Genomic DNA, 24121 nt, shown 5'->3' on the forward strand with positions numbered 1-24121 from the left:
CCCCCGTCCCGAACAACGTAAGAATCAGCTCGGTTTGTGGAAGCTGAAGTGACCTGCCGCGTCGGCATCGACCACGATCACGTCCTTCGGCCCGAAGCTGCCATCGAGGATCTTCTTCGACAGCGGGTTCTCGATGTGCTCCTGGATCGCGCGCTTCAGCGGCCGCGCACCGAACACCGGGTCGAAGCCGGCCTTGCCGATCTCGGCCAGCGCCGCGTCCGACACCTGCAGGCCCATGTCCAGCTTGGCCAGGCGCTTTTCCAGGTAGGCGAGCTGTATCTTCGCAATGCTCTGGATATTGCGTTCGTCCAGCGCGTGGAACACCACCACCTCGTCGATCCGGTTGATGAATTCCGGCCGGAAGAAGGTTTTCACCTCGCTCATCACCGCCAGCTTCACCACGCCGTAATCGGAGCCCGCCATCTGCTGGATCATCTGGCTGCCGAGGTTGCTGGTCATCACGATGACCGTGTTCTTGAAATCCACCGTGCGGCCCTGACCGTCGGTCATGCGACCGTCGTCCAGTACCTGCAGCAGCACGTTGAACACGTCCGGATGCGCCTTCTCGACCTCGTCGAACAGGATGACGCTGTAGGGCTTGCGCCGCACCGCCTCGGTCAGATAACCGCCCTCGTCGTAGCCGACATAGCCCGGCGGCGCGCCGATCAGCCGGCTCACCGAATGCTTCTCCATGAACTCGCTCATGTCGATGCGGATCAGGTGGTCTTCCGAATCGAACAGGAATTCGGCCAGCGTCTTGCACAGTTCGGTCTTGCCGACGCCGGTCGGGCCGAGGAAGAGGAAGCTGCCATACGGGCGGTTCTCATCGCTGAGGCCTGCGCGCGAACGGCGGATCGCGTCCGACACGAGGCGTACCGCCTCGTCCTGACCGATCACGCGCTGGTGCAGACGGTCTTCCATCTTCAGCAGCTTTTCGCGCTCGCCCTGCATCATCTTGCTGACCGGAATGCCGGTCGCGCGTGACACCACCTCGGCGATTTCCTCGGCGCCGACTTCGGTGCGCAGCAGCTTGTTGGGCAGCTTGGCTTCGCCCCCCTTCTCGGCCTGCTTCAGTTGCGCCTCGAGCTGCGGCAGCGTGCCGTACTGCAGTTCGGCCAGCTTGTCGAACTGGCCCTTGCGCTGCAGGTCGGCCATCTGCACGCGCACCTTCTCGATCTCTTCCTTGATGTGGGCGCTGCCCATGACCTGGGCCTTTTCGGCCTTCCAGATCTCTTCAAGGTCGTTGAATTCGCGCTGCAGCTTGACCAGTTCGTCCTCGATCAGGCCGAGCCGGCGGATGGACGCCTCGTCCTTCTCCTTCTTCACCGCCTCGCGCTCGATCTTCAGCTGGATCATGCGGCGTTCGAGCCTGTCCATCGACTCCGGCTTGGAATCGATCTCCATCTTGATGCGCGCAGCGGCCTCGTCGATCAGGTCGATCGCCTTGTCCGGCAGGAAGCGGTCAGTGATGTAGCGGTGGCTCAACTCGGCCGCGGCGACGATGGCCGGGTCGGTGATGTCGACGCCGTGGTGCAGTTCGTACTTCTCCTGCAGGCCGCGCAGGATGGCGATGGTCGCCTCCACCGTCGGCTCGTCCACCAGCACCTTCTGGAAGCGGCGCTCCAGCGCGGCGTCCTTCTCGATGTACTTGCGGTACTCGTCCAGCGTGGTGGCGCCGATGCAGTGCAGTTCGCCGCGCGCCAGCGCCGGCTTCAGCATGTTGCCGGCATCGATCGCGCCCTCGGCCTTGCCGGCGCCCACCATGGTGTGGATTTCGTCGATGAACAGGATGATGCGGCCTTCGTCCTTGGCCACTTCGTTGAGCACGCTCTTCAGGCGCTCCTCGAATTCGCCGCGGTACTTGGCGCCGGCCAGCAGGCCGGCCATGTCCAGCACCAGCACGCGCTTGCCCTTCAGCGTTTCCGGGACCTCTTCATTGACGATGCGCTGCGCCAGCCCCTCGACGATAGCGGTCTTGCCCACGCCCGGCTCGCCGATCAGCACCGGATTGTTCTTGGTGCGCCGCTGGAGGATCTGGATGGCGCGGCGGATTTCGTCGTCGCGGCCGATCACCGGGTCGAGCTTGCCGGCGGCGGCGCGCTCGGTCAGGTCTATGCAGTACTTCTTCAGCGCCTCGCGCGAGCCTTCGGCTTCGGCCGAACCGACCGACGAGCCGCCGCGCACCTGTTCGACCGCCTTTTCCAGCGCGGCGCGCTCCAGCCCAGCCTGCTTCAGCAGGCGGCCCAGATCGCCCTTGTCGGCGGTGGCGGCGAGCAGGAACATTTCGGAAGCGATGAACTGGTCGCCGCGCTTCTGCGCCTCGCGGTCGGCGACATTGAGCAAATTGGTCAGATCGCGGCCGATCTGCACCTCGCCGCCGTGGCCCTCGACGGTGGCGATGCGCGACAGCGCGTCCTCGACCGCCTTCTTCAGCGGCGCGACATTGACGCCGGCGCGTTGCAACAGCGACGCAGTGGCGCCGTCGTCCTGGTTGAGCAGCGCCAGCATCAGGTGAGCGGGCTCGATGTACTGATGGTCGCGGCCGACCGCCAGACTCTGGGCATCGGCCAGCGCCTGCTGGAACTTGGTGGTGAGCTTGTCGAAACGCATGAACGCCTCCGTGAACTTTGTCTGGACGCTATCTGGGGCGAACGATCCGCTTTTCAACCGGCAAACGCTTGATGCGGGTCAAATACGGCGTCGACGTCCGGTAAAGTGACGTCATCGCACGCCACAAGCTTCCGATGCCCGAGTCGTCCCACATGCCGCACACCCGCAGCAAGATCATGAGCGCAGCCGAGGCCGTGGCGCGCATCCCGGACGGCGCCACGCTGGCCACCACCGGCTTCGTCGGCATCGGCTTCGCCGAACACCTCGCCATCGCCGTCGAACAGCGCTTCCTCGACAGCGGTGCGCCGCGCGACCTCACCCTGGTCTACGCCGCCGGCCAGGGCGACGGCAAGCATCGCGGTCTCAACCACTTCGGTCACGCCGGGCTGGTGAAGCGCGTGATCGGCGGCCACTGGGGTCTGGTGCCGCGGCTGCAGGCGCTGGCGGTGAGCAATCAGATCGAAGCCTGGAACCTACCGCAGGGCGTCATTTCCCAGCTGTTCCGCGACATCGCCGCGCACCGGCCGGGCCAGCTTACGCGAGTCGGGCTGGACACCTTCGTCGATCCGCTGCACGGCGGCGGCAAGATCAATGCGGCCACCACCACCGATCTGGTGCGGCGCATGCAGATCGACGGCGAGGACTTCCTCTACTACAAGGCGTTCCCGATCGACGTCGCGCTCGTGCGCGGCACCACCGCCGACCCGGACGGCAACGTGACGATGGAACGCGAGGCGCTGACGCAGGAAGCGCTGGCCGTGGCGATGGCGGCGCACAACAGCGGCGGCCTGGTCATCGTGCAGGTCGAGCGCACCGTCGGGCGCGGCGAACTGAACCCGCGCCAGGTCAAGGTGCCGGGCGTGCTGGTCGACTGCGTCGTCGTGTCGCCGACTGAACACCACCACCAGACCTTCGCCACCGCCTACAACCCAGCCTATTCCGGCGAGGCGCGACTGGCGGCCGACGCGCTGCCGGCGATGGCGCTGGATGTGCGCAAGGTGATCGCCCGCCGCGCCGCCTTCGAGCTGCAGCCGGGCAATGTGGTCAATCTGGGCATCGGCATGCCGGAAGGCGTCGCCTCGGTGGTGGCCGAAGAAGGCCTGATCGACGCCGTCACGCTGACTGCCGAGCCGGGCGTCATCGGCGGCATACCGGCCGGCGGCCTCGACTTCGGCGCGGCGGTGAACACCCAGGCGGTGATCGACCAGCCCTACCAGTTCGACTTCTACGACGGCGGCGGGCTGGATGTCGCCTTCCTCGGCATGGCGCAGACCGACGCCGAAGGCAATGTGAACGTGTCGCGCTTCGGCCACCGGCTGGCCGGCGCCGGCGGCTTCATCAACATTTCGCAGAACGCGCGCCGGCTGGTGTTCGTCGGCAGCTTCACCGCGGGCGCCGCCGACATCGCGGTACGCGAGGGCGCCCTGGTCATCCATGCCGAAGGCAACAGCCGCAAGTTCGTGCAGACGGTCGAGCACCGCACCTTCAGCGGTCGCGAAGCGCGGCGCCGCGGGCAGCAGGTGCTCTACGTGACCGAGCGCGCCGTGTTCAGGCTGGCCGACGACGGCATCGAACTGATCGAGGTCGCGCCCGGCATCGACCCGGCGCGCGACGTGCTCGCCCACATGGACTTCACGCCCCGCCTGTCACCGGCGCTGCGCACCATGCACCCTGCCATCTTTGCCGACCGTGTCATGGCACTGTCCGGTCTCTGGCGGCACAATCCTGTTTCCCCCACCGAGGAGTCTCGCGATGAACAAAACTGAACAGATGTCGGAACTGCAGAAGAAGAACATCGAGGCGGCCATGCGTCTGGCACAGCTGTCGATGGACAACTCGCAGCGCATCATGCAACTGCAGGTGGATACCGCCCGCGCTCTGTTCGAGGAAAGCGTCAACAACGCCCGCGCCGTGACGGAAACGCGCGAGCCGGCGGCACAGGTCGAGCTGCGCGCCCGGCTTGCGCGCAACACCACCGAGAAAATGCTCGGCTGTGCGCGCCAGATTGCCGAGATCACCGCGGAAACCCAGGCCGAATTCGGCCGCCTGGTCGGGGAACAGCTGAACAGCGGCGGTTCCGACCTGATGGACAGCCTGCGCAAGATGCTGGCCGGCATGCCGATCAGCAGCCAGCAGTCGATGGGCACCATGCAGGACGCGATGGACAAGGCACGTCAGGCCTTCGAACAGATCAGCACTGTCGCGCGCACCGCCTTCCAGCAGTTCGGCACGGCCGCCAGCCAGGCCGCCAAGGCACCGGCTGCGGCCGCAGCGGCGGCAGCCGCGGCGGCTCCGGCCGCCAAGCCGGCAAGCGCCCCGAAGGCGGCGGCACCGAAGGCCGCGGCGAAACCGGCGGCAAAACCCGCTGCAAAAACGGCCGCCAAACCCGCAGCAAAAAGCGCTGCCAAACCGGCGGCCTCGCGCAGCAAGAAGCCGTCGGCCTGATGCCGCCCCGGCTGATCCGCGCCTCAGGAGCGGATCAGCCGCAGCGTGCGTCCCTGCTCCTCGGGCGCACCGAGCAGCCCTTCGCTGACCACCGTGTCGGCCGGTACAGGCTGCGAGAACAGGTAGCCCTGCACCAGGTCGCACTGCTGGGCGGCCAGCATGTTGAGCTGTTCGACGTTCTCGACGCCTTCGGCCACCACACGCATGCCCAGCCCATGCGCCAGCGCGATGGTCGCGCGCACGATGGCCGCGTCGTCGGCATCGCCCACCAGATCGCGCACGAAGGAGCGGTCCACCTTCAGTTCGTCGATCGGGAAGCGCTTCAGGTAGGACAGCGACGAATAGCCGGTACCGAAGTCGTCCACCGACAGGTGCACGCCCAGCGCACGGATGTCGGCCAGCAGCGTGGCGACGTGGTCGACGTCACCCATCGCGGTGCTTTCGGTCAGTTCAAGCCGCAGCAGCGACGGCGCGATGCGTGACTGGCGCAGCGCATTCTCGACCCGCCGGACCAGCGAGCGCCCGAGGCACTGGCGTGCCGACACATTGACCGCCACCGGCACCACCGCCAGCCCCTGCTTTGACCAGTCGGCAATCTGCTGCGTCACCTGCAGCAGAACCCACTCGCCGATGCCCTCGATCAGGCCCGACTCCTCGGCGACCGCGATGAAGTCGCCGGGCGACAGCAGCTGTCCGTCGCGGCGACGGAAGCGCAGCAGCGCCTCGAAGGCCGCCAGCTTGCCGGTCGCCAGCTCGTACTGCGGCTGGTAGTGCACTTCGAAGCGCCCCTCGTCGAGGCCATGGCGCAGGTCTGATTCCAGCTCGATCCAGTCGCGCGTGCCGGCGCTCATGTCGTGCGCGTAGAAGTGGATGGCCGCACCGGACTGCGACTTGCTGCGGTACATCGCGGTATCGGCCATCGCGAACAGCACGTCGGCGTCGTCGCTGTCCTCGTGCGCGATGGCGATGCCGATGCTGCAGGAGAAGCGGAAATCGACGTCGTCCAGCGTGATGATCTGACCGACCGCCTGCATCACCTTGGCGGCAACACGCGCCACCGCGTCGCGGTCGGCCAGGCCCTGCAGGATGATCATGAATTCGTCGCCGCCCCAGCGCGCCACCGTGTCGCCGACCCGGCAGACGGTGCGCAGGCGGCTGGCCAGCGTGGTGAGCACCTTGTCGCCCTGCTGGTGGCCAAGGCTGTCGTTGATCCGCTTGAAACGGTCGAGATCGACGAACAGCACGGCGACCATGCCGGCGTCGCGCTGCGCCAGCGCCTGTCGCAGGCGGTCGCGCAGCAGCACGCGGTTGGGCAGGCCGGTCAGCGCGTCGTGTGTGGCCTGATGCGCCAGCTTGTCGGCCGCCGCGACGGTATCGCTGACGTCATTGAGCACCAGCACGACGCCATCGACCCGCCCCGTCATGCCGAACAGCGGACTGGCGCTGGGGCGCAAGGCGCGCGCCGGACCAAACCGGCCAGCAGGCATCAGCACGTGGCCCGGCATCATCTGCGCTCGTGCCTCATCACGGCAGCGGCAGAGCAAATCCTGCAGCAGCTCGCGCAGCGCGCCCTCGATGGCAGGCAGCCCCTCTAGGCCCCGATCGCGCACCTCGGCCAGCCGACAGGCGCACAACTCCTCCGCCTTGCGATTCAGATAGCGCAGCCGCAACGCGCTGTCGAACTGCAGCACGGCATCGGAAATCGCGTACAGCGTGGCGTGCGCCCGCGCGTTAGCCTGCTTCAGGCGCTGCGCCAGATCGACGGTGCGGATCGACACCCACATCAGCGCGCCGGCCGACAGGCCGATCATCACCGCGGCTGGCGCCAGCCACAGCCGTGCAAGCGCGAGCAGCACGACGCTGATGAGCAATGGCACGGTCAGCGCGCCGGCCACCAGCACCATGTCGCGCAGCCGTGCATGCGGGCGGCGCAGCCACAGCGCGGCGAGCACGCACAGCGCCGCCGGCAGGCTCCACACCGGTGCGAGTTGGGTGGAATAGCGGTCGTTGCGCAGCGCCGAGTAAGCGCGCGCATGAAAATCGACGGCCGGCATCGGCGCCGCCAAGGCCGAGGCCGGCGTGGCCAGCGCGTTGCCCGAGCCGGTGTAGGTGACGCCGACCAGCACGCTGCGCCCGCGCAGCAGATTGGGCGACACCGCGCCGGCCAGCACGTCGTTGGCCGACAGGTGAGCGACCGGCCAGCCGCCGCCAGGCAGCACGATGACCTCGTGATCGCGCACCCACGAACCCGCCGCCGGTTCCGCCGCTCCGCGCCGACCGCCTATGCCGGACAGCGGACGCGACTTGCGCGACACGTCGATCAGCGCCCAGGCCAGCGCCGGCCATTGCGGACTGCCGGCACCCGCTTCCAGAAACACCCGGCGCGACAGCGCATCGGCATCGACCTCGACATCGACGTGCGCCAGCCGTGCCGCCGCATCGGCCAGCGCCGGCCAGGGCTGCAGCGTGCCGACACCGCCACCGGCCGACGCCACTGGCGCCACCGGCAACACGACATTGCCGGCACGCCTCACCGCGTCGATCAGCGCCGCATCGCCCCGATCATCGGCAGACGGCTCGGCGAACATGACCGCGTAGCCGATGCCGGACACACCGGCGCTCGACAGCCGGTCCACCAGATCGGCATGGCGTTCGCGCGGCCAGGGCCAGGGACCGCGCGCCGCCAGACTGGCGTCGTCGATGGCGATCACCAGCGGCGCCTGGGTATCGACGCTGCCGCCGCTCGGCGGGCCGGCCAGCAATTCGACGCTCAACAGGTCGTGCAACAACAGGTCGAGCCGGGCCACCGACATCGGCGTCTTCACGTACAGCGCAGCGATCACCAGCAGCGCAAACAGCCAGGGCAGCCGATAGCGGTCGCCCAGCGCGTTGAGAAGACGTTGTCCGGTGCTCATGCCCGGGCGTCCGTCAAAGGTGTCAAAACGACGAAGGGCCCGGTCATGGTCGGCGCGCTCAGATCAGCAGCAGCAAAGGCAGCAGCCACCAGACACGGAAAGCCGGCTCGGGCTCCGGCACCGTGATCGCCTGTGTCGGTGCCCAGTCGCCCTCGAACCCATCCGCTGCAAGGCTACGCACGCGCAGGTACCAGGTGCCCGGCTGTGCGTCGCGCAGCAGCCAGGACGGGCTGTCGGTCTGCGCATCGACGGCGGGCGCGGCGAAGTCCTCGCTGCGAGCGATCTGGATCTGGTAACGCATGCCCTCGCCTGCATCGCGCCAGCGCAGGGCCAGGCCCTCCGGCCCGGCCTGCGGCGGCTCCATCGCCGGGCCCGGCGGTGGGCGGCGGAAGGTCTGCGCGTCGCTGAACGGACCGACACCCTCGTCCGGATTGCGGCTGGCGATGCGCCAGTGATAGATGCCGGGCGGCAGCGCGTCGTCCGGGCGGAAGGCCGGTTCGCTCAGATCGCTGCGATCGACGCGCGGCACGTCGAACTTCGGATTGTCGGCGATCTGCAGGCGCCAGCTTTCATCCGGGCGGGCACGACTCCAGCGCAACTGCGGCCGTTCGTCGCTGACGCGCGCCTCCGGTGCCGGTTCGACCAGCACCGGTGGCTCCGGCCGTGCATCCACGGTGAGCGCCCATTCGCCATCGCGTCCCTCAAAGCCGTCGGCGTCGATGCCGCGCACGCGCACGCGGTAGTCGCCATCCGGCAGATCGGCGACGACGACCGCCGGACGGTCGCCGGTACGGTCTGACATCACGGTGTCGAAACGGCCGTCGGCCGTCACCTGCACCCGGTAGGCGCCAGCGCCTTCGAGCGACGGGAACGGCAGATTGACCGGCAGGCGGTCGGCGAACAGCGGCTGCGCCACCGGCGCCGGCAACAGGGCGCGCGGCGGCGTCACCGCCTGGCCGGCCTGCGCCGACGCACCCTGCCCTGCGTCGAGCGCCTGACTGCCCGCCTCATTGCCGAACGAGACGCGGCCTTCGAGCACTTCGCTGCGCGCGCTGCGTTCGTCGGCATGGACGCGGAACTGCGTGCCGCGCACCGCCGCCACCGCGGCCGGCGTCTGGATCTCGAAGCGGCCGGCCGGCCCGCTGCGCGGCGCCACCAGGCTGTCGACCGAGCCGCGCAGCAGTTCAAGCCGGACCCAGGAACCCGCGCCGGCGGCGAAATCGGCCGACTGCTGCACGCCCAGTTCGCTGCGCGGACGCAGCTGGACGCGGCTGCCGTCGGCAAAGGCCAGCGCCGCGCTGCCCGCCTCGCCGGTCACCAGCCGCGAACCCGGCTCCAGCTTGTCGCCGGCCTGAGCAGGGCGGGAGGAGCCGTCGGCAACGGCAATGGTCACGTCGCCGCGCACCGCATCGATGCGCACCTCGCGCGTCTGCAGGCGCAGCCACTGTTCGGGAATCAGCAGCCGGCTGCCCGGCACCATCCGGCGCGGTTCGCTGATCCGGTTGTACTGCTGGATGCGCGGCCAGTAGGAAATGTCCTTCAGGTAGCGCTGGGTCAGATTCCAGGGGTTGTCGCCGGGCCGCACCTCGTAGGCGAAATCGGCGGCCAGCGCCGGCGTGCCACAAAGCAGCACAGCGCCCGGAAGGAGCGCACGGCGCACTGAAAGGGCGAGAGGGTGACGCAGCAACGCATTCTCCCGAAAGGCAATTTCAGGATTCTATGCTCACAAGCTATGCAATTCATCTTCGACTGCATCACGACGCGACCATGTTGTGGCGAAAAGACCTGCGCCGCGACACGACCCGTTTCAGTCTGGCACGAGGAGAAGCGATGGGGCCGGACTGGGCGACGAACGGAAGCCCGCGGACATCCGCCTGGAACGCCATTCCCCTCCACGAGAACACATCAGGTCGGCCCCGTCGACTCATCACTTAACCTCGCCACTGAAGAGGTCGATGGGGATGCCCCTGGGACCGGCGCGAAATCTCTTTCACTCGGAACCCGGGGGCGAGGATGGGTGAGCAGACCCCGGGGCCTCCAACCCGTCGAACAGCGGATTGGAAACCCGAATGATGCTCGACTTTGTCTTTTGATAAACTACACTTTAACTAATCAAATCACGCAGGCAGAATTTCCATCGTGAGGGTATCAAAAGAAGAGCTTGTTGCCGTCCTCGCCCAGTTCAATCCCTGGTGGCGAGGCGAACCGATCTCGGACCTGCCATCGTTCCGGCGCGCCGCCTTCCGCGAACTGCACGAATGGATGGCGACGCCACCCGCCCCGCGCGCCGTACTGCTCTCGGGCGCGCGGCAGATCGGCAAGACCACGCTGCTGCTGCAGGCGGCCGATGCTCTTCTGCGCGCGGGGGTGCCCGCGGCCAACATCCTCTACGCCACCTTCGACCACCCCGTGCTGAAACTGGCCGGCATCGACGCCGTCATCGACGCCTGGCGCGAACGCGAACCGCGAGCCGAAGGGCCGGAATATCTGCTGCTCGACGAAGCCCAGTTCATCCGCGACTGGGGAACATGGGTCAAGCATCAGGTCGACTTCCGCAAGGACCGGCGCATCGCGTTCACCGGTTCTGCCATGCCTCTGGTCGAGGCCGATCAGGAGTCGGGCGTGGGTCGCTGGCACACCATCCGCCTGACCACGCTTTCGTTCTATGAGTATCTGCAGATCAAGCGCCTGCAGCTGCCCGAACTGCCGCGGCTGCGCAGCCTGCGTGACCTGTTCGACTGGGCGCCCGCGGACTTCTACCGCACCACCGAGCGAGCGAGCGCCTATGTCGGCCACTTCCACGAGTACCTCGTACGCGGCGGCTTCCCACAGACCGCGCAGGTCGACAGCATCACTCATGCGCAGCGGCTGTTGCGCGAGGACATCATCGACAAAGTGCTCAAGCGCGACATGACGGCCTTGTTCGGTGTGCGTCGCGTGCTCGACCTTGAGCACACCTTCCTCTACCTGTGCCTGCACGACGGCGGGCTGCTCGACATGGTTGACCTGTGCGCCAACCTGGAGGTCAAGCGCCCCACCGCGCAGCACTTCATCGAACTGCTCGAAGCCACCCACCTCATCTACCGTCTGCCTCCGCACGGTTACGGCAAGGATGTGCTGCGCGCACGCTTCAAGATCTATCTCGCCGACGCCGCGATCGCTCCAGCCGTCATGCTGAGAGGGAAAGCCATACTCGAAGACGCGGCGGCACTGGGCGTAGCCACCGAAACGGCCGTATTCAAGCACCTGTTTGCCCGCTACTACCCGCAGAACGTGCGCTTCAGCTACTGGCGCGGCAAGCGCGATCACGAAGTTGACCTCGTCGCCGAGGTCGGCGGCGAGCTCATTCCCTTCGAAGTGAAGTACCGCGCCCAGCACACCGGCGCCCGCGAACTGAAAGGCCTGATCGAACTGTGCCGGTCCAAGCACATCGCGCGCGGATATGTCATCACGAAGTCGCTGGATGACTTCGGGCCGATGCGCGATCTGCCCGCTAATCAGGACACAGTCGGCACACAGATCATGCGCATCCCGGCGCCGCTGCTGTGTTACTGGATGGGGGCAACGGAACTACCTGGAAGCGACGAATGAGCGCTCGCGGACGTCCTCCGCGTCGCCGCCCATGATCAAGCATGCGACGGACACGCCATGCAGTCACTGCCGATGCGCGGCGAGACTGCGAGAACGACGAGGCGATCCATTCGTAATCCGCCCACCAATAGAATGACGAGTTCGCTTCCTCCTATTGAGCGCCTGACTTCGAGGTCATCAGAATGCGCAGATTCCTGTTCGGCATCCCGCTAGTCGTCATGCTTCTTGCAACGGTGGGAGCGTTCGCAGCACCCGAGAGCTCCACCGACATCCGCAACACGCAGGCCGAGCTGCGGATGCTCGAAAAGGACGTGAGCACTATCAAGGAGCACATCGCGATCCGGCTGGATGCCCAGGACAAACGAGTTGGCGATCTCGGCCAGATCACGGCACAGCAGGCAAATCACATCGCCGCCGTCGCGACCCAAACGACCTATCTTGGGTATCTCATTACATTGGTTGCATTCGTCGCCGGCCTGGTGACCTATCTGAGCGCAACACGGCGCGCGAAGACGGAAGCAGAGGTCGCTTCCAAGCAGTGGTTCGAGGAAAAGTCAGGCAGCCTGCTCAAGCGCATCGAAGAACTCGAATCAGAAGCCCTTCGCGCACGGGAAGCCATCGCCGTGCACAGCCGAGATGTGAAAGATCACGCGGCCAGAGCACACCAGAACATTGACGCAGCCGCGGCAACCATTCTTGCCCGCGATCCAGACGCCGACCGATCCGCCCAAAGCTCCACGGACGCAACCGCGGCGAGCACCATCCGTGAGGCAAGCGATGCACTGAAGTCAAAACCTGAAAATGAATTCTCGCCGGATGACCACTTCGCGCGCGGCCTAGACGAGTATCTGGCCGGCCGTTTCGACTCCGCACTCGCATGGTTCGACAAGGGGCTGGACCTCGCCAGAACCACATCACTTTCCCCTGATCGCCACGCGCGACTGCTTTACGCAAGGGCGGCCACTCTGGGCCAACTGGGACGCAACGAGGACGCCGTCGCAGTCTACGATGCCCTTGACCAGCACTACGGCAGGGACGAGGCGCCCACGCTGCGCGAACAGGTCTCCACAGCGCTGTACAACAAGGGCGTCACCCTCGGTCTACTCGGGCGCAGCGAGGAGGAAATCGCCGCCTACGATGAGGTCGACCGACGCTATGGCAGGGACGATACGCCCGCGCTGCGCGAACAGGTCGCCACGGCGCTCTACAACAAGGGCCTTACGCTCGACCAGCTCGGCCGTAGTGAGGAAGAGATTGCCGTGTACGATGAGATCGACCATCGCTACGGCAACGATGAATCACCTGCGCTACGCGAGCAGGTCGCCAGAGCGCTCTACAACAAGGGCGTTACGCTAGGCCAACTTGGACGCAGCGACGAAGCAATTGCGGTCTATGACGAAGTCGAACAGCGCTACGGCAGTGACGAAACGCCGGCACTGCGCAAGCAGGTCGCCACAGCTCTGAACAACAAGGGCGTAAGGCTCGGCCGCTTGGGGCGGAGCGAGGAAGCCATTGCCGTCTACCAAGAAGTCGACGAACGCTACGGTAAAGACGATGCCCCTGCGCTACGTCACCAAGTCGCCACGGCGCTCAATAACAAGGGTTTGACCCTCGGCAAAATCGGACGCAGCGAAGACGCAATCACGGTCTACGAGGAGATCGAACGGCGCTACAGCAAGGACGATGCTCCCGCGCTGCGCGAGGAGGTCGCCGCTGCGCTCAATAACAAGGGTCTGGCTCTTGGCCGCGTCGGGCGCAACGAAGAAGAGATGGAGGCCTACGACGAAGTCGAGCGGCGCTATGGCGAGGACGATGCGCCCGCGCTGCGCGAGCAGGTCTCCATGGCCCTCTTCAACAAGGGCATCACGCTAGGTCAACTCCAGCGCAGCAAGGACGGAGTCGTCGTGTTCGACGAGATTGAGCGCCGTTACGCAACAGACGAGCATCCGCCAGTTCAGGCGATCGTCGAACGCGCACGCGCAAAGAAGAGCGAGATCTCGGATAGCAGCGCGACGCTGCATCGGAAGTGGTCTGACGTGAGGGCGGGACGACGGACTTATCGCCGCTCTGCGGCGCCAATACTCCACCCGCCCCCCACCGCCTTGTTCAGCAGCGCACTGGCCGAGAACTGGCGGCCGCGCAGCTGCATCAGGCTGCGTTCGTTGTCGAGCGCGGTCGTCTGGGCGGTGACCACTTCGGTGTAGCTGGCGGTGCCCGCGCGGTAGCGGTTCAGCGCCAGCGTTTCGGCTTCGCGCGCGGCGGCGAGGGCCTGTTCGCGCAGCGCCGCTTCGTCGGCGAGCAGACGCAAGGCGCTCAGGTTGTCCTCGACCTCCTGCAGCGCACCGAGCACGGTCTGCCGGTACTGGGCCACGGTCACGTCGTGCGCGCCGCGGGCGGATTCGATCTGCGCGTCGCGCCGGCCACCGTCGTACACCGCCTGCGCCAGCGACAGGCCGAAGGACCACACCAGATTGGACGCGTTGAACCACTGCGCGAAGTTGTTGCCTGCGTAGCCGGTCGAGGCGTTCAGCGTCAGCGACGGAAACCACGCCGCCTGCGCGACGCCGATGCGCGCATTGGCCGCGGCGACCCGGCGCTCGGCGGCGGCGATGTCGGGGCGACGTTCGAGCAGCGTCGACGGCAGGCCGACCGGGGTTGCCGGCGGCGCGCTCTGCCAGTCAGCTTCGGCCAGCGAAAAGCTGGACGCCGCCTCGCCGACCAGCACCGCGATGGCGTTGGCAAGCTGGGTGCGCGTCAGGTCGAGATCGACCGCCTGCGCCTGCGCTGCGCGCAGCTGGGCCAGCGCGCTCGCCTCGTCGCCGCGCGTGGCGACACCGGCGGCAACACGGTTGCGCGCCACCTCCAGCGCCTTCTCGTAGGCGGCGACCGTACGTGCATACAGCGCGCGCTGGCTGTCGGCGGCGCGCAGCTGGAAGTAGTTCTGCACCAGTTCGGCCTGCAGCGACAGGCGCACCGACGCGAGGTCGGCGGCGCTGCCCTGCAGTTCGGCGCCGGCCGCTTCGACCTCGCGGCCGATGCGGCCCCACAGGTCGGCTTCCCAGCTGGCGTCGAGGCCAAGCTGAGTGGTGTTCGACTGGTTGGCCGAGCGCCCCTGTATCGCCGCGCTGCGGCTGCGCTGCGCGGAGGCGCTGAGCCCGACCTCCGGCAGGAAGCCGGCCCGCGCCTGCTGCGCGGCGGCGCGTGCCTGGCGGTAATTGCCGAGCGCCACGCGCAGGTCCTGGTTGGCGCGATCGGCGCGGGCGATCAGCTCGTCCAGCACCGGGTCGCCGTAGGCCCGCCACCAGTCGCCGCGCGGCAGATGGTCGGCCGGCTCGGCCGGCTTCCAGCCGTCAGCGGCGCGGTAGTCCTGCGGCAGGTCGAAGGCCGGCCGCTGGTGGTCGGGGCCTATCGTGGTGCAGCCGGCGAACAGCGCGGCGAGGAGGAGCGGCAGTATCTTGTTCATGGCGAGACCGGGCGCGGCGTACGCGCGATGAGGCGGCCGCAGAAGCGGCTGAAGCGTTCGAGATAGAGATAGGTGACCGGCGTCGTGTACAGCGTCAGCAGCTGGCTCACCACCAGACCGCCGACCACGGCGATGCCCAGCGGCTGGCGCAGCTCCGAGCCCTCGCCGAAGCCGATGGCCAGAGGCAACGCGCCGACCATGGCGGCCAGCGTGGTCATCAGGATGGGGCGCAGGCGCAGCAGGCAGGCTTCGCGGATCGCCGCCCGCGGCTCCAGACCGCGCGTGCGTTCGGCGTCGAGCGCGAAGTCGATCATCATGATGGCGTTCTTCTTGACGATGCCGATCAGCAGCAGTACGCCGATCACCGCGATCAGACCGAACTCGATGTTGAAGGCCATCAGCGCGAGGATGGCGCCGATGCCGGCCGACGGCAGCGTGGACAGGATGGTGAGCGGGTGGATCAGGCTTTCGTACAGGATGCCCAGCACCAGATAGACCGCGATGATGGCGCCCAGAATCAGCAGCGGCTGGTTGTCCAGCGACTGCTGGAAGGCGCGCGCCGAGCCCTGGAAGCCGGCGTTGATGCTGGCCGGCACGCCGATGTCGGCCATCGCCGCGCGCACCGCGTCCATTGCCTGTGCCAGCGTGACGCCTTCGGCGGTGCCGAAGGACACGGTGGTCGACACGCGACCGTCGAGGTGGGCGATGGACAGCGGCATGACGCCCTGCTCGACGCGCGCGAAACTGTCCAGCGGCGCCAGGCCACCGTCGGCGGTGGCCACCCGCACCGAATCCAGCGCCGACAGGTCCTGCGCGCGCTCGGGCGCCACTTCGAGCACCACCTTGTACTGGTTCAGCGGTTCATAGAGCGTGCTCACCTGGCGCTGGCCGAAGCCGTCGTACAGCTCCTGATTGACGATGCCCGGCGTCAGGCCGAGACGGGCCAGTGTGTCGCGGTCATAGACCAGCCGCGTCTGCGAAGCGCGGTCTTCCTGGTCGGTGCCGACATCGACCAGCTGTGGCAGGTCGCGCATCGCGTCGCGCACCTTGGGCACCCATTCGCGCAGCGCGCGCAGGCTGTCGGCGGTCAGCGTGAACTGGTACTGCGAGGACGAGCGCAGGCCGCCGACACGCAGATCCTGCGCCGCGACCAGGAAGAGCTGCACGCCTTCGATGCGCGCCAGCTTGCCGCGCAGCCGGCCGATCACCTGTTCGGCCGACGCACCGCGCTCCTTCAGCGGTTTCAGATTGACGAAGAAGCTCGCGTTATTGGCGCCACCGCCGCGCCCGCCGCCGGTGAACGCGCTCACGTTGTCCACCGCCGGGTCGCTCCGGATCGCATCGACGGCCTGCGCCATCTTCTTCGTCATCGCCTGGTAGGACGTGCTCTGGTCGGCGCGCAGACTGCCGAACAGCCGCCCGGTGTCCTGGTTCGGGAAGAAGCCCTTGGGCACGATGGAAAACAGCCAGAAATTCAGCGCGATGGCGCCGAGAAAGATGAGCATGACGATGCGCGTATGACGCAGCGCCCAGTCCAGGCTGTGCGCGTAGGCGATCTGCAGGTCGTCGAATACGCGGCCGAGGGCGCGCTGCCAGCGCGCTTCCTGCTCGACCGAGCTGTGCCGCAGGAGGCGCGCCGCCAGCATCGGCGCCGCGGTCAGCGACACGACCATGGACACCAGCACCGCCACCGACATCGTCAGCGCGAACTCGCGGAACAGGCGTCCGACCACACCGCCCATCAGCAGGATGGGGATGAACACCGCGACCAGCGACAGGCTGATCGCCACCACCGTGAAGCCGACCTCGCGCACGCCGGCCACCGCTGCCTCGAAGGGCTTCAGCCCGCGCTCGATGTGACGGGCGATGTTCTCGATCACCACCACCGCGTCGTCGACGACGAAACCGGTGGCGATGGTCAGCGCCATCAGCGACAGATTGTTCAGGCTGAAGCCGAGCAGGTACATGACGGCGAAACTGCCGGCCAGCGATACCGGCACCACGACCGCCGGAATCAGCGTCGCGCGCGCGTTGCGCAGGAACAGGAACACCACCAGGATGACCAGCGCGATCGAAATGACCAGCGCGATCTCCACCTCGTGCAGCGCGCTGCGTATGGTGACCGAACTGTCCATCGCCACTTCCATGCGCGCCGCCGCCGGCAGGCTGGCGCCCAGTTCCGGCAGCAGTTCGCGCACCCGCTCGACCGTCTCGATCACGTTGCTGCCCGGTCGCTTGGTCAGCACCAGCAGCACCGTCGGCTTGCCGTTGGTCAGGCCGAGATTGCGCACGTCCTGCACCGAATCCTCGACCCGCGCCACGTCGCCCAGACGCAGCACTGCGCCCGAGGTATGACGCAGGATGAGCGGCACGTAGTCCTCGGCGCGGCGCGCCTGATCGTTCGCCTCGATCTGCCAGTAGCGCTCGCCGTCCTCGACGAAGCCCTTGGGCCGGTTCACGTTCGATTCGGTGATGCGGTTGCGCACGTCGGCCAGTGTCAGGCCGCTCTGGTGCAGCGCTTCCGGATTGACCTGCACGCGGATGGCCGGCAGCGCACCGCCGCCGACGGCCACTTCGCCCACCCCCGGAATCTGCGCCAGCTTCTGCGCCAGCACGGTCGAGGCCACGTCGTACAGCCGCGGAATGGGCACCGTGTCCGACGTGATCGCCAGAATCATGATGGGCGCGTCGGCCGGATTCACCTTGCGGTAGCTCGGGTTGGACGGCAGGCTGGTCGGCAGGCTGGCGCGTGCCGCGTTGATCGCCGCCTGCACGTCGCGCGCCGCGCCCTCGACGTCGCGGTCGAGGTCGAACTGCAGCGTCACCCGCGTATTGCCCTGCGAACTGCTGGACGTCATTTCGGTGACGCCGGCGATGCGGCCCAGCGTGCGTTCGAGTGGCGTCGCAACGGTCGCCGCCATCACCTCGGGGCTGGCGCCCGGCAAGGCAGCGCTGACCGATATGGTCGGGAAGTCGACCTGCGGCAGCGCCGACACCGGCAGCAGCCGGAAAGCCAGCGCGCCGGCGAGCGCGATCGCCGCCGTCAGCAGTGCGGTGCCGACCGGACGGCGGATGGGCAGTGCCCAGGCACTCATGCGCGCCCACCCTCCGTCGCATCGATGGCCGTGTGGCGCAACTTGAAGAGCCGTCCGAAAGCCAGGTAGATGACCGGCGTCGTGTACAGCGTCAGCACCTGGCTCACCAGCAGGCCGCCCACCATGGTGAGGCCCAGCGGGAAGCGCAGTTCCGAGCCCATGCCGCCACCGAACACCAGCGGCAGCGCACCGAGCAACGCCGCGGCGGTGGTCATCAGGATGGGGCGCAGACGCAGCAGGCAGGCCTGGAAGATCGCATCGCGCGGCGCCATGCCCTCGTTGCGTTCGGCCTCGAGTGCGAAGTCGATCATCATGATGGCGTTCTTCTTGACGATGCCGATCAGCAGGATGATGCCGATCACCGCAATCATGTCGAGCGCGTGACCGGCCAGCAGCAGCGCCAGCAGCGCGCCGATGGCGGCCGACGGCAGCGTGCTCAGGATGGTCAGCGGATGCACATAGCTTTCGTACAGCACGCCGAGCACGATGTACATCGTCACCACCGCGGCCAGAATGAGCCACAGCGTGTCGCTGAGCGAAGCACGGAAGGCCTCGGCCGCGCCCTCCCACTTCAGCGTCATCGTCGTCGGCATGCCCAGCTGCGCGCGTATCGACTCGACCGCATCCACCGCCTCGCCCAGCGATACGCCGTCCGGCAGGTTGAACGACACCGTGGCGGCGGGGAACTGTCCCTGACGGCCCATCGCCAGCCGCGTCGGGCGTTCCTCGACGCGCACCAGCGTGCCCAGCGGCACCTGCAGGCCGTCGGCCGACATCACGTGCAGTTGCGCGATCGCTTCCGGGCCGATCTGGAACTGCGGCTGCACGTCGAGCACCACGCGGTACTGGCTGGACTGGGTGAAGATGGTCGAGATCAGGCGCTGGCCGAAGGCGTTGTACAGCGCCGCGTCGATGTCGGCGACCGTGACGCCGACACGGGCGGCGGCGGCACGGTCGATGTCCACATAGGCCTGCAGGCCGCCGGTGGCCAGATCGGTCGTGACCTGGTTGAGCCGGTCCGACTGCTGCAGCGCGGCCGCGAGTCTGGGCACCCATTCCAGCAGATCTTCGTGATTGGTGGCCTGCACGACGAAGGGGTACTGCGCGCGGCTGACGCGGTCCTCGATCGTCAGGTCCTGCACCGGCTGCAGATAGAGCGCGACGCCCGGCACCTCGCGCGCCGCCGCTTCGAGCCGTCGCGCGATCTCCGGCGCGCGGTCGCTGCGTTCGGACAGCGGCTTCAACCTGATCTGCATGCGGCCGGTGTTCAGCGTCGGGTTCTGGCCATCGACACCGATGAATGAACTGACGCTGTCGACGTCCGGGTCACGCAGGATGACCTCGGCCAGCGCCTGCTGGCGCGTGCTCATCGCGGCGAAGGAAATGGTCGGCTCGGCTTCCGACATGCCCTGGATCAGTCCGGTGTCCTGCACCGGAAAGAAGCCCTTGGGCACGGCCAGATAGAGCAGCGCGGTCACGACGAAGGTGGCGACTGCAGCGATCAGCGTCAGGCGCTGGTGGTCGAGCACCCAGCGCAAAGTGCGTGAATAGCCGGCCAGCAGGCGGGCGTACCAGCCCTCGTGCGCGTGTTCGCCCTCGGCCTTCAGCAGCCGCCCGGCCATCATCGGCGTCAGCGTCAGCGATACCACCGCCGACAGCAGGATGGCGATGGTGAGCGTCAGCGCGAATTCGCGGAACAGGCGGCCCACCACGTCCTGCATGAACAGCAGCGGGATCAGCACCGCCACCAGCGACACGGTCAGCGAAATGATGGTGAAGCCGATCTCCTTCGCGCCGTCGAGCGCGGCCTGCATCGCGCCCTTGCCCATTTCGAGATGGCGCGCGATGTTCTCGGTCATCACGATGGCATCATCGACGACGAAACCGGCGGCGATCACCATCGCCATCAGCGTCAGGTTGTTCACCGAGAAGCCGGCCAGATACATGACGGCGAAGGTGCCGATCAGTGACAGCGGCACCGCAATCGCCGGAATGACGGTGGCGCGCGCATTGCGCAGGAACACGAAGATGACGGCGACGACCAGCAGCACCGCCATCACCAGTTCGATCTGCACGTCGCGCACCGAGGTGCGGATCGACTCGGTGCGATCGGTCAGCACCTGCACGTCGACCGCGTCCGGCAGCGAGGCCTGCAGTTCAGGCAGCAGCGCATTGATGCGGGTGACGACGTCGATCACGTTGGCGCCAGGCTGGCGCTGGATGTTCAGGATGAGCGACGGCGTTTCGTTGGCCCAGGCTGCGAGCAGCCGGTTCTCCGGGCCGTCGACCACCTCGGCGACGTCCTGCAGCCGGATCGGTGCGCCGTTCTTCCAGGCGATCACGCTGCGCCGGTATTCGTCGGCCGAGCGCAGCTGGTCGTTGGCGTCGAGCGTGGTGGCACGCGTCGGGCCGTCGAAACTGCCCTTGGCCTGGTTCGAACTGGTGGCCACCACTGCGGCGCGCAGCTGTTCGAGGCTCAGTCCGTAGGCGGCGACCGCCGACGGATTGACGCGCACCCGCACGGCGCGCCGCTGGCCGCCGGAAATGCTGACCAGGCCGACGCCAGACTGCTGCGAAATCTTCTGCGCCAGCCGGTTGCTCACCGCCTCTTCGAGCAGGTGCAGCGGCACCGCCTTCGAGCTGACCGCCAGCGTCATCACCGGCGCGTCGGCCGGATTCACCTTGCTGTAGATCGGCGGCGCCGGCAGTTCGTTGGGCAGCAGCGTGCTTGCGGCATTGATCGCCGCCTGCACTTCCTGCTGCGCGGTGTCGAGCGATATGTCGAGACCGAAGCGCAGCGTCACCACCGACGCGCCGGCCGAACTGAGCGAATTCATCTGCACCAGGCCGGGCATCTGGCCGAACTGGCGCTCCAGCGGCGCGGTGATCAGCGAGGTGGTCAGTTCCGGACTGGCGCCCGGATAGAAGGTGACCACCTGCATGGTCGGATAGTCGACCTGGGGCAGCGCCGATACCGGCAGCAGACGGTAGGCGAGAAAGCCGGCGACCAGCAATGCCACCATCAGCAGCGAAGTAGCCACCGGCCGCAGGATGAACAGGCGGGACGGATTCATCGCTGCCGCTTCACTGCGCCGGCGGCGGGCCACGACGACCCGGCGCGCCGCCCGCTGCGGTGCTGCGATTGCCGGCACGCGGCGCGGATGGAGTGTCGTCGAGCTTCACCTTGTCGCCTTCGCGCAGACGGTCCACGCCGTCGGTCACGACGCGCTCACCCTGCTGCAGCCCTTCAGTCACCTGCTGCAGTTCGCCTTCGAGCACGCCGGTCTTCACCGGCCGCATCACTGCGGTCAGGTCATCGCCGACCACGTAGACGAAAGGTCCGCTGGCGCCGCGCTGTATCGCCGACACCGGTACGACGATGGCGTCGGCGATGGTGTCGACGCGCAGCTTCACGTTGACGAACTGGTTCGGAAACAGTGCGCCGTCGCGGTTATCGAACATCGCCTTGGCTTTCACCGTACCGGTGGCGACGTCGATCTGGTTGTCCAGGATGCGCAGCGTGCCGGTCGCCAGTACGGTGCGGTTGTCGCGGTCGCGCGCCTCGACCGGCAGGCCACCGCGCGCGATGGCACTGCGCACCGCGACCAGTTGCGGCTCGGGCAGCGCGAACACGACCGAGATCGGCGCATCCTGCGTGATGGTGAGCAGGCCGTCAGCGTCGGAGCTGCGCACGATATTGCCCGGCGTGGCCAGACGCAGGCCGACGCGACCGCTGATCGGCGCCGTGATGCGCGCGTACTGCAGCGACAGCCGGGCGCTGGCGATGGTGGCGTCGTCGGCCAGCACGGCCGCTTCGTACTGCCGCACCAGGGAGCGCTGGTTGGTCACCTGCTGGGCGGCGATCGAATCCTGTGTCAGCAGCGTTTCGTAGCGCGCCAGATCCTCCTTCGCATTGGCCAGCAGCGCCGCATTGCGCGCCTTCGCCGCTTCGCCCTGCGCCAGTTCGACCTGGAATGCACGCGGATCGATCTGCGCCAGCAGGTCGCCCTTCTTCACCCGCTGCCCTTCGGTGAAGTGCAGCGACTGCAGTTCGCCCTCGACCCGGCTGCGCACCACCACGCTCTCGATCGGCGTCACCGTACCCAGCGCGGCCAGATGCACCGGCAGATCGGTGCGCTGCGCCAGCGCACTGCCGACCCGCGTATCGCCACCGAAGCGGCGTGCGCCACCCGGAGGCCCGCCCGGCGGGCCGCCGGGCCTCATCCCGGGGGGGCCGCCCTCGCCCTCGGCCGGCTTGGTGCGTTCGTTGGCGTAGAACCAGCCGGCGGTCAGGCCGGCCAGCAGAAGCAGCATCATGATCCAGGGCCAGCGCGGCTTGCGCGTGGCCGGAGCGGCATCGTGTCCGTGTGTGGTCATCGGGATGGAAGGACGTTGTTGGGTACGACAGACGGTCGAGACCCGATCATTATTGTGGGTGCCTGTTAATCGAAACACTGCCTGAGGCGGCGGCAGGTGAATGCAGTGTAAACGGCGACGACAAAGCTGCGTCCGCGGGTGAGTGGAGCGTGCGACGGGTCGGCGAGTTCCTACAGACCTGCGATCGCCCTGCGGCTATCCTCGTGGGCTCCCAAGCAGCCAGTGCCAGTACTTCTTCAGCGCGGCCTTTCGTGACAGGCGGGCACCGCAGCCCGTCGCCCGGCATCACCCAGCGTCCGGTCGCTTCCCCTCCATACAAGCGGAGTCGAAGCCTTGTTCGTCCATCTTGCACCGCTCGCCGCCCTGCTCGGCGGCGTCGCCCTGCTGCTGCTCGGCAGCGGCCTGCTCACCACGCTGCTCGCCGTGCGCGGCGGCATCGAAGGCTACGGCAGCACTTTCATGGGCCTGCTCGGCTCGCTGTTCTTCGCCGGCTTCCTGATCGGCACCCGCGTCGCGCCGGCATTGATCCGCCGCGTCGGCCACGTACGCGCCTTCGCCTTCTTCACCTCGGCGGTGGCCTGCAGCGTGCTGCTGCACGAAATGTGGGTATCGCCGTGGGTGTGGGCGCCGGTGCGCCTGCTCACCGGCATCGCCATGGTCGGGCTGTACGCCATCGTCGAAAGCTGGCTCAACAGCCAGGCCGCACCGGCACAGCGCGCCCGTGTGTTCGCGACATACATGGGCGTGAATCTCGGTGCACTGGCGCTGGCCCAGCAACTGCTGCACGTCGGCGACGCCGGCACGCACACCCTGTTCGTACTCGCCGCGCTGCTGGTGTGCGCGGCCGTGATGCCGGTGGCGGCGACGCGACTGAGCCAGCCGCAGATCGACAACGCTGCTGCTCCGGCGCTGCGCAGCCTCTACCGCAAGGCACCGATCGCCTTCGACGCCGCCTTCGCCTCCGGCCTCGCGATGGGCGCCTTCTGGGGGCTGGGTGCGGTGTGGGCCGACCGCAGCGGCTTGGGCGCGTCGGGCGTGGCCGCCTTCATGAGCGCGACCATCGTCGGCGGCGCGCTGTTCCAGTGGCCGCTGGGCCTGCTGTCCGACCGCCACGACCGCGGCCGCGTCATCACGCTGGTGGCTTTTGCCGCCGCGCTGCTGGCGCTGCTGCCGATGTTCGCGCTGCCCTTCGGCGCCGACGCGACGGCGACCGCCGGCCTGCTCTACGGCGGCTTCGCGTTCGCGCTCTACCCGATGGCGATGGCGCGCCTGATCGACCGACTCGACCCGCAAGAAGTGCTGGCCGGCAGCAGCGGACTGCTGCTGGTGCATGGCATCGGCGCAGCACTCGGCCCGCTGGCCGCGGGCATGGCAATGGCCGTGCTGGGGCCCGATGCGCTGCCGATGTGGTTCGCGCTGACCCAGGGCGTGCTGGCGCTGCTCACGTCCTCGCTGCTGCGCCGCGTACCAGCGCAGATCGCGCTGCAGACGCGCTTCCAGCCCATGGTGCGCACCACCTCGACCGCCTTCGAACTGGCCGGCACCGCCCGCCACGATACCGACACATCCACCACGGAGACCCGCTGAACCTCACCCCATCTTTCAACCTTGCCACAGGGAGTACG

General features: G+C 67.6%; 11 protein-coding genes and 1 pseudogene. 5 read left to right on the forward strand and 7 right to left on the reverse strand.

From position 1 onward, the window contains the following. Window positions 1-24: 24 nt before the first annotated feature. A complete protein-coding gene (gene clpB / locus WDZ97_RS09545) occupies window positions 25-2610 on the reverse strand; it encodes an ATP-dependent chaperone ClpB (protein ID WP_020163904.1) in 2586 nt (861 codons plus the stop codon). A gap of 176 nt (window positions 2611-2786) precedes the next feature. Between clpB and WDZ97_RS09550 the strand changes: the two genes are divergently transcribed. Then, window positions 2787-4376: an acyl CoA:acetate/3-ketoacid CoA transferase gene (locus WDZ97_RS09550; protein ID WP_304004581.1), complete on the forward strand. Its 1590-nt coding sequence runs from the start codon at window positions 2787-2789 to the stop codon at window positions 4374-4376. Beyond that, window positions 4363-5055 (forward strand): phasin family protein, encoded by a 693-nt coding sequence (locus WDZ97_RS09555; protein WP_425762583.1) that lies wholly within the window; start codon window positions 4363-4365, stop codon window positions 5053-5055. Before WDZ97_RS09550 ends, WDZ97_RS09555 begins: the two co-directional genes overlap by 14 nt. A 23-nt stretch (window positions 5056-5078) precedes the next feature. Here the strand turns inward: WDZ97_RS09555 and WDZ97_RS09560 are convergent, their stop codons facing one another. Together WDZ97_RS09560 and WDZ97_RS09565 are read right to left on the reverse strand one after the other, a co-directional pair. Continuing rightward, window positions 5079-7970 (reverse strand): EAL domain-containing protein, encoded by a 2892-nt coding sequence (locus WDZ97_RS09560; protein ID WP_425762584.1) that lies wholly within the window; start codon window positions 7968-7970, stop codon window positions 5079-5081. A 58-nt stretch (window positions 7971-8028) separates the two neighbouring features. After that, on the reverse strand, window positions 8029-9657 hold the full coding sequence (locus WDZ97_RS09565; protein WP_425762585.1) for a FecR domain-containing protein: 1629 nt from the start codon (window positions 9655-9657) through the stop codon (window positions 8029-8031). Window positions 9658-10109: 452 nt separating this feature from the next. Here WDZ97_RS09565 and WDZ97_RS09570 point away from each other — a divergent pair, with 452 nt between their 5' ends. Both WDZ97_RS09570 and WDZ97_RS09575 read left to right on the forward strand, forming a co-directional pair. Then, window positions 10110-11561: an ATP-binding protein gene (locus WDZ97_RS09570; protein WP_296809891.1), complete on the forward strand. Its 1452-nt coding sequence runs from the start codon at window positions 10110-10112 to the stop codon at window positions 11559-11561. Between the two features lie 296 nt (window positions 11562-11857). Continuing rightward, a pseudogene (locus WDZ97_RS09575) lies at window positions 11858-13354 on the forward strand (tetratricopeptide repeat protein); the annotation flags it as partial. Between the two features lie 263 nt (window positions 13355-13617). Here the strand turns inward: WDZ97_RS09575 and WDZ97_RS09580 are convergent. The 4 genes from WDZ97_RS09580 to WDZ97_RS09595 are packed head-to-tail and all read right to left on the reverse strand — an operon-like array spanning window position 13618 to window position 22436. Further along, window positions 13618-15024: an efflux transporter outer membrane subunit gene (locus tag WDZ97_RS09580; protein WP_425762586.1), complete on the reverse strand. Its 1407-nt coding sequence runs from the start codon at window positions 15022-15024 to the stop codon at window positions 13618-13620. Then, a complete protein-coding gene (locus tag WDZ97_RS09585) occupies window positions 15021-18119 on the reverse strand; it encodes a multidrug efflux RND transporter permease subunit (RefSeq protein WP_425762587.1) in 3099 nt (1032 codons plus the stop codon). Before WDZ97_RS09585 ends, WDZ97_RS09580 begins: the two co-directional genes overlap by 4 nt. Further along, complete coding sequence (locus WDZ97_RS09590; RefSeq protein WP_425762588.1) at window positions 18116-21193, reverse strand: multidrug efflux RND transporter permease subunit; 3078 nt, start codon at window positions 21191-21193, stop codon at window positions 18116-18118. Before WDZ97_RS09590 ends, WDZ97_RS09585 begins: the two co-directional genes overlap by 4 nt. Window positions 21194-21203: 10 nt before the next feature. Next, window positions 21204-22436 (reverse strand): MdtA/MuxA family multidrug efflux RND transporter periplasmic adaptor subunit, encoded by a 1233-nt coding sequence (locus tag WDZ97_RS09595; protein ID WP_425762589.1) that lies wholly within the window; start codon window positions 22434-22436, stop codon window positions 21204-21206. 393 nt (window positions 22437-22829) lie between these two features. Here WDZ97_RS09595 and WDZ97_RS09600 point away from each other — a divergent pair, with 393 nt between their 5' ends. Next, window positions 22830-24083, forward strand: a complete 1254-nt coding sequence (locus WDZ97_RS09600; protein ID WP_425762590.1) for an MFS transporter — start codon at window positions 22830-22832, stop codon at window positions 24081-24083. Window positions 24084-24121 lie beyond the last annotated feature (38 nt).

Source organism: Methyloversatilis sp. MC4-4, from assembly GCF_049843555.1.
In the GTDB taxonomy this organism is placed as follows: Bacteria; Pseudomonadota; Gammaproteobacteria; order Burkholderiales; family Rhodocyclaceae; genus Methyloversatilis; species Methyloversatilis discipulorum_B.